This window comes from Kocuria tytonicola, assembly GCF_003687455.1.
Taxonomy (GTDB): domain Bacteria; phylum Actinomycetota; class Actinomycetes; order Actinomycetales; family Micrococcaceae; genus Kocuria; species Kocuria tytonicola.
Genome location: NZ_PHOA01000111.1, coordinates 1 through 7,795, shown reverse-complemented (window position 1 = coordinate 7,795; position 7,795 = coordinate 1). Strand labels below are relative to the sequence as shown.

General features: G+C 71.9%; 6 protein-coding genes. 4 read left to right on the top strand and 2 right to left on the bottom strand.

Features of this window, described 5'->3' with window-relative positions; genetic code table 11:
* Positions 1–867 (bottom strand): RNA polymerase sigma factor (locus tag CWC38_RS10230; RefSeq protein ID WP_165860398.1); only part of this gene is annotated, 867 nt, incomplete at its 3' end.
* Between the two features lie 624 nt (positions 868–1,491).
* Here CWC38_RS10230 and CWC38_RS10225 point away from each other — a divergent pair.
* Entirely contained in the window at positions 1,492–1,968 is a 477-nt protein-coding gene (locus CWC38_RS10225) for a Fur family transcriptional regulator (protein WP_121846639.1), read from the top strand.
* Positions 1,969–2,011: 43 nt separating this feature from the next.
* Entirely contained in the window at positions 2,012–3,535 is a 1,524-nt protein-coding gene (locus CWC38_RS10220; protein WP_121846638.1) for a catalase, read from the top strand.
* Between the two features lie 175 nt (positions 3,536–3,710).
* Here the strand turns inward: CWC38_RS10220 and CWC38_RS10215 are convergent, their stop codons facing one another.
* Positions 3,711–5,117, bottom strand: a complete 1,407-nt coding sequence (locus CWC38_RS10215) for an SseB family protein (protein WP_121846637.1) — start codon at positions 5,115–5,117, stop codon at positions 3,711–3,713.
* A gap of 258 nt (positions 5,118–5,375) precedes the next feature.
* Here CWC38_RS10215 and CWC38_RS10210 point away from each other — a divergent pair, with 258 nt between their 5' ends.
* Together CWC38_RS10210 and rarD are read left to right on the top strand one after the other, a co-directional pair.
* Positions 5,376–6,809: a DUF6882 domain-containing protein gene (locus CWC38_RS10210; protein WP_121846636.1), complete on the top strand. Its 1,434-nt coding sequence runs from the start codon at positions 5,376–5,378 to the stop codon at positions 6,807–6,809.
* Between the two features lie 61 nt (positions 6,810–6,870).
* The coding region (gene rarD, locus CWC38_RS10205) for an EamA family transporter RarD (RefSeq protein WP_121846635.1) at positions 6,871–7,795 on the top strand (925 nt) is incomplete at its 3' end.

Genomic DNA, 7,795 nt, shown 5'->3' with positions numbered 1-7,795 from the left:
CCCCGCACCCCCGCCGGTGAGCGGAAGGCCCCCCAGCACCTCGGTGAGGCGGCCGCCGGCGCCCTCCCACAGGGGCAGCCCGGCGAGGACCGGCAGGAGCCAGCCGCGCATGCCGAGGCCGAGATCCTGCAGCTGCAGGTACTCGGCGGTGCAGCGGCAGCAGGTGTCCAGGTGGTCCTGGACCACCTTGGTGCGCGAGGGGGTGAGGGAGCCACGGACGAACCCGCCCAGCTGGGACGAGAACTGGTGGCAGTCCTCGAGCGCCCGTGCGGAGACGTGCTCCTGCATGTAGGCGGTGCGCAGACCCTCGCGGGCGCGCTTGCCCAGCGCGGACACGGCATTGGGCTGCATGCCCACCACGGCCGCCACCTGGCGCGGGCGGCGGCCTTCCACCTCGAGGTACCACAGCACCTCCTGCCAGCGCTCGGGCAGGGACGCGAACGCGCGGGACACCACGGCGGAGTCCACCTGGCGCACCACGGTGTCGTCGAAGAGCTGCACCTGGTCCAGCGGCCCGTCCGGCCGGGGCTCCTCGGGGCGCGTGCGGCTGAGGTCGTTCGCGCGGTCCGCCGCGAGCCGGGAGACGGCCGTGACCAGGTAGGCACGCAGGAACTCGCGGGGGCCGCGGCCCTCCCGCAGCAGTGCGAGCACGCGCGTGAACGCCTCCGAGACGAGGTCCTGGGCATCCGCCTCGCCGCGCGAGTGCATCCGGGCCACTGCCAGGGCGGACCCGCGGTGGCGCTCGAACAGCTCTCCGAACGCGGCGCTGTCTCCGGCGCGCACGGCCGCGAGCAGCAGTTCGTCACTGGCGGGGCCCTCCGCGGGGTCGGGGAGACCGGGGACTGCGGAGCCTGCACTGTCTCGCATGGCACTCTCTCGGCACGTGGTGTGGGGGCGGTCTAGTGACATTGTGTCAGCATCATCTGGGAGGCGACAGACTGTTGCCTCCGCTGCACCACGGCACGGGCTCCGCGCGCCGGCGTGCGCTCCGGGGCAGGTCTGCGGCTCTGCGTGGCCGGGCACACGGTCCGCGATCGGGGGCGGAACCGGCCCCCACCGGTCCCGCCCCCGTCTCCTAGTACCGCTCTCCTCTCCCCCGTGCCGGGCAGCCCGCCCGGCGAAGAGACGCTCTCGCCCACCGGTGGCCACGCAACGTGTCCCCGTACTGACCGTGGCACCGGCTCGTCGGTCCCAGAGCGATCGGACCGTCCGGGATCCCGTGCAGCCCGCACGCGATCCACTGTGTAGACGCGTGGGGTGACGGATCGTGACGCGGAAATCCGAAAACTTTTTTCGGCGGGTCCGGCGACGCCGCCCGCGGCCGTCCCGCGCGACGTCGCCGGGCCGGGTTCAGCGGGACCGCACCCCCTCCGAGGGTCGGGACGTGGCGCCGCCCGCGCACGCTCTCGAGGCGGCGGGAGGCACCGGGAGACGTGGGTGAGGTCACCCTAACTATTGTGAATGGCTCAGAATAAGACTAGGATCAGAGCCATGGAGACCACCGCCGAGATCGCACCGCACCCCTCGCGGGCTGCGTGGACCTCGCACCTGCGCTCGCACGGGCGCAGGGTCACCAAGCAACGTCTCGCGGTGCTCGACGCCGTGGAGTCCGTACCGCACGCCACGGCGGAGGACACCGTGCAGCAGGTCCGCTCGGTCCTGCCCAACATGTCCGTCCAGTCCGTCTACGTGGTCCTCGCGGACCTCACGGCCATCGGCATGGTCTCCAAGTTCGAACCGCCCGGCTCCCCGGCGCGGTACGAGATCCGCACCGGGGACAACCACCACCACGCGTACTGCATCCGTTGCGGAGTCATCCAGGACGTGCCGTGCGCGGTGGGACACGCGCCGTGTCTCACACCCTCCCAGGACCACGGCTTCCAGCTGCTGTCCGCGGAGGTGGTGTACCGGGGGATCTGCCCGCAGTGTCAGCAGGACGCTGCGGCGGGTGCCCCGGAGGCCCAGTAAGTCCACTTCTTCGTCGGATCCCATCCATCACCCAGGAGGAATCATGTCTGACACCACTCCCCACGAGCACGGCCTGCGCAAGACCGGCTCGTTCACCACCAACCAAGAGGGCCAGCCGGTTCCCACCAACGCGGACGCCCACTCCCTGAGCGTGGGCGCGGACGGCCCGATCGTCCTGCACGACTCCTACGTCGTGGAGAAGCTCGCAGCATTCGACCGCGAGCGCGTTCCCGAGCGCGTGGTGCACGCCAAGGGCGCGGGAGCCTTCGGTGAGCTCGAGATCACCGAGGACGTCTCCCAGTACACCAAGGCCGCCGTGTTCCAGCCGGGCACCAAGACCCCCATGCTGGCGCGCTTCTCCACCGTGGCCGGCGAGCAGGGCTCCCCGGACACCTGGCGCGACCCCCGCGGCTTCGCCCTGAAGTTCTACACCACCGAGGGCAACCTGGACATCGTGGGCAACAACACCCCGATCTTCTTCGTGCGCGACGGCATCAAGTTCCCGGACTTCATCCACTCGCAGAAGCGTCTGCCCGGTTCCGGCATGCGTGACAACACCATGCAGTGGGACTTCTGGACCCAGTCCCCGGAGTCCGCCCACCAGGTCACCTACCTCATGGGCCCCCGCGGCATCCCGAAGACCTACCGCCACATGAACGGCTACGGCTCCCACACCTACCAGTGGAGCAACGAGGCCGGGGAGCGCTTCTGGGTGAAGTACCACTTCATCTCCGACCAGGGCACCGAGGGCCTCAAGGGTGCCGAGGCCGAGGAGATCGCGGGCAAGGACGCCGATGCGCACCGCCGCGACCTCTTCGACTCCATCGAGAAGGGCGACTTCCCGTCCTGGACCATGTACGTGCAGGTCATGCCGTACGAGGACGCCAAGACGTACCGCTTCAACCCCTTCGACGTCACCAAGACGATCTCCAAGAAGGACTACCCGCGCATCAAGGTGGGCAAGTTCACGCTGAACCAGAACCCCCTGAACTACTTCGCGCAGATCGAGCAGGCGGCGTTCTCCCCCAGCAACACCGTCCCCGGTGTGGAGATCTCCCCGGACAAGATGCTCATGACCCGTGTGTTCTCCTACCCGGACACGCACCGTCACCGCATCGGCGCGAACTTCGCGGACCTGCCCGTGAACTTCCCGTACCGCGCGGAGCAGAACTCCTACTCGCAGGACGGGCCCATGCGGTACTCGTTCAAGCACCCGAACCAGCCCGTCTACGCGCCCAACACCAAGGGCGGCCCCGTGGCCGGTGTGGGTCCGGCCGTGGCGGACAACATGCGCTGGGAGTCCGACGGTGAGCTGCTGCGCACCGCCGCCACCCTGCACTCCGAGGACGACGACTTCGGTCAGGCCGGCACCCTCTACCGCGAGGTCTTCAACGACGAGGAGAAGGCCGAGACCGTGGAGAACATCGCCGGTCACATCGGCGACGTCACGGACGCCACCATCAAGGAGGCGGCCTTCCAGTACTGGGAGAAGGTGGATGCCGATCTCGGCCGCCGCGTGCGCGAGGCCGAGGCCCGCAATGCCGGGACGGACGCCTACGGCATCTGATCCCCGCACGGTGAGCGGGCGCTGACGCCCCGCTCCACCACGCGCACCGGCCCCGTTCCCGCTTCGGCGGGGGCGGGGCCGGTCTCGTTCGGGGGCCCGGTTCGCCATTGGGGCCCACGCGTGCGGCGCGCCGTCGGGGACGACGACGCCGCGCGGCGTCGTCGTTCCCGACGCGTCAGTCCTGCTCGGTGGCCTCCGCACCGGCGGCGCCCGCGCCGGGAGCCTCCTGGCCCGGGGCGCCGGCCTGCTCGCGCTGGGTGACGAGTTCGAGCATCTCCCGCAGCTGCTCGGCCGGCAGGGTGGCCACGGGGGCCATGGCGTTGAGGCAGATGGCGTCCACACCGGCGTCCAGTGCGAACTGCAGGATCTGGCGCGAGGGCGCCGAACGCACCGTGAGCTCGGGGTCCAGTGCGGCCACCTCGGCCGCGGAGGTGAAGACCAGCAGCGTGTCGGGCGCGGTACCCTCCTCCTCCGGGCGCACCATCACGGGGATCGTGTCCTCCCCCTCGTCCCGGGTGCCGAGCATCAGGTGGCCCTCCGGGTTGAACAGCGCGCCCAGGACGTTGGCCATGTTGTCGTCCAGCAGGGCCTGCTTGAGGGGCTCGTTGTGGGGGGAGCGGGCCACCCACTCGATCTGCTCGCGGGGGATCCGCAGCGCGTGCTCGGAGGCGGGGTCCACCACGATCTCGTGGTACTGCGCGTCCTGCACGACCATCCCGAGCATGGCGCTGGCGCGCTGGCGCAGCAGCACGGGCTCCGTGCGCTGGGAATCCTGGTTGCTCGCCGAGAACATCGCGCGTGCCTCGTCCGCGGAGGTGTACACCGCGAGCGCCCTGCGGCCGTCCGGCTGGGAGAGGGTCTGCACCCGGATGCTGGACTCCGGCCCCACGGGCTGGCCGTCCTCCCCGGGCACGAGGTCCGAGCCGGTGACGTCCAGGAGCACCGTGCCGGCCAGGGCCTCCCGCAAGACCCCGGCGAGCGCGCGCTGGCCCGGTTCCTCACCGTGCGCGAGGACCGCCGCGCGCAGGCGCGGGTGCACGTCACCCCGGACCTCATCCTCGGCGGGCTCGGCGTACGGCAGCTCGAGGCCCGCGGTGTGCGCGAGCTCCACGGCCCACAGCGGCGTGCCCTCCTGGGTGCGGGGGAAGCGGGTGAGCTGGTCCAGGACGTCCTGACCCGTGTAGGGGCCCTCCTGCGCGTAGGTGTGGGGCATGTCCCGGAAGTGGTAGGACGCGCTCGTGCGCAGCGTGGGCTCGGGCCAGCCCTGCGCGGTCAGGGTCACGGAGGCGGAGAACCAGCTGCCGCGTCCGGGTACGAAGCACGCACGCTGCAGCTGCGCGAGGGTCTCCAGCACGGGGCTGTCCACCTTGACGGGGCCCGCGGCACCCGGGATCGCCGTGCCGTCGCGGTTCTCGATCACGCGCAGGTGCACGCGCCCGCCCTGGGGCTTGAACTCCACGAGCATGGAGTCCCACCCCGGCTCCGTGCGCAGGACGGACATCACCCACTCACCCACCCGGGTCACGAGCTCGCGCTCGGTGGGGGCGGGGGTCTCCGAGGCGTTCTGGGGTGCAGAGCTCATGTGCAGTCAGTGTCCCTTCGGCCCGGTCCCTCCGGGCCCGGTGGTCGCGGGCGGCGCGGTGGGTTCCCGGCAGGTCACCGGGCCGCGCGCACGCCCAGCCTAGCCAACGTGCGCGGGGTCACCACGGATCCCCGGCGCCGGCGCGGGCGGGCGGTGCCGGGGGTGCCGCCGTTCCCGGGCTGCGGGGCGACGCCGTGCCCTGCGCGGGCGGGCCGGGCGCTCCCTGTGGGAGTCCGCCCCAGTTGTTAGCCTGGGGCCATGACAAAAACTCTGCAGGAGCTGATCGACGCGTCGATCTTCCTCTCCACCGAATACCAGGCAGTGCTGGCGGAACTGTCCCAGGGTGCGGAATGGGACGTGGACTTCTCCGCGCCGTCGTTCACCCTGCGCACCACCCCGCCCGTCACGCTGACCCCCTACCTGCTGGGCACGGAGTCCGCGGCGCGCGGTTCGTTCGTGTGGTCCTGGCAGGAGCTCGGGCACTTCGACCCGCAGGTGGTCTCAGCGGCAGTGCAGACCAAGCAGGCCGGTGAGCGCCACGGCGTGGCGGAGCTGACCACGGACGAGCTGCCCCTGCAGGACGGACTGGCCCGGCGCCTCACGCTGGCCGCCAAGGCCGCCACGGGTCTCTACGCGCACTACCCGGCCCGCGCGGGTGGCAACATCACCGCATGGCTGCTGCTGGACGGCGCGGAGTTCGAGCTGCCCCGCCTCACGGAGCAACGCATGATGCAGGTGATCGGCGAGTCCCTCACCACGGACACCGCCGTGGACCACAACCTGGCCGTGGCCAGCTACGCCAAGCTGCGCGGCGCCCACGTGGAGTGGGACACGGACGCCACGTGCGTGGTCACCGTGCACGACGGCGCCCAGCGCTTCTGGTTCGACGAGCACCAGATCACCGGCGTGGAGCCCGCGGAGCCCTCCGTGGGCGAGGACGAGCTGCGTGAGCTGGAGCGTCAGGCCCGGACGCACCGCGAGGCGCTGCTCGAGGACCGCCGGTCCGCCGTCGCCCAGGCCGAGGTGCTCGGGGAGCAGCAGCGGGCCGAGGCCGCCGAGCGCAAGCGGCGCGAGCGCGAGGAGGCCGACGCCGCGGCGTCGGCCGCCGCTGCCGCACCGCAGGAGGAGCCGCTGCCCAGCGAGCTCACCCCCGAGGACATCGAGGCGCCCGAGCCCGAGCAGCCCGAGGGGGACGTGGCCGTCCCCGCGAGCCAGGTGCGGGACGCGGACCTGCCGTTCGACCAGGAGCCCACCCGAGCCCCGGCCGAGCCCGGCCGCGTGGAGACCACCGTGCTGCCCGGCCCGCAGGGCGAGACCCCCACTGCCGGCCCGCAGGCCTCGCCGCACCCCAACACCACCGCGATGTCCCGGATCCCCGATCCCGGGCTCGCCGCCTCCCAGCCCGGTGCTCCCGAGCGCGAGGAGCCCATGCCGGAGCCTGCGGACGCCGAGCGCGGGACCGCCGCGGAGACCGAGGAGCGCACCACCGCGCACCGGGACGCCGCCGCCCGCGAGGAGCGCGTGGCGCGCGAGGAGGTCGTGGAGCGCGAGACCGTGGCCGGTCCCGGCGCAGCGGACGACGACCTCTCGGCGCCCGCCGTGGTGGACGGCCAGGAGGTCGAGACCAACGAGCAGGCGGAGCGCAAGGGCAAGAAGAAGCGCGGCTTCCTGAGCCGGTTCTTCGACCTGTAGCCCCACCAAGGTCCCCCAGGAGTGGTCCTGGCGCCGGTGCCACCGACGTTAGGATGCTCCGGTGACTGACTCCACGACTTCCGGCCCGGATCCCGACCACCACCGTCGGGTCCGGGCCGGTGTCGGCTACGGGTTCGGCGCGTACGCCATCTGGGGGCTGCTGCCCCTGTACTTCGTGCTGCTCGCCCCGGCCGCCCCGTACGAGATCGTGGCCATGCGGATCCTCTTCTCGTTGCTGTTCTGCCTGCTGCTGCTCGCGGTCACCGGCGGGCTCCGGCAGTACGCCCGGCTCTTCCGGGACCGTCAGGCGCTGCTCGCGCTGGGCCTGGCCGGGGTGCTGATCGCGGGGAACTGGCTGCTGTACACCGTGGCCGCCACCACGGGCCACACGCTCGAGGCATCCCTGGGGTACTTCATCAACCCCATCGTGGCCATCCTGCTGGGCGTGATCGTGCTGCACGAGAAGCTGCGCCCCCTGCAGTGGGCGGCCATCGCGGTGGGGATCGTCGCGGTGCTCGTGATGGCCGTGTTCTACGGCTCCGTGCCGTGGCTCTCCCTGGGGCTCGCGTTCTCGTTCGGCTTCTACGGCCTCGTGAAGTCCCGTCTGGGCTCGCGCTACTCCGCGCTCGTCACCCTGACGGGAGAAACCACCATGATCACCCCGCTGGCCCTCGTGGCGGTGGCGGTGCTGGGAACCCACGGCGGGATCACCCTCGCCTCCGAGGGCGCGGGACACTTCCTGCTCATGCTCTCCGCCGGTGTGATCACCGCCGTGCCCCTGCTGCTGTTCGGCGCCGCCGCCTCGCGGCTGCCCCTGAGCACCGTGGGGATGATCCAGTACGTGGCGCCCATTGGGCAGTTCGTCCTGGCGGTGGCCGTCTTCCACGAGGCCATGCCCCCGGAGCGCTGGGTCGGCTTCGCCCTGGTGTGGTGCGCCGTGGTCCTCCTCGTGCTCGACGCCGTCCGCGCCCCGCGCGCACCCCGGC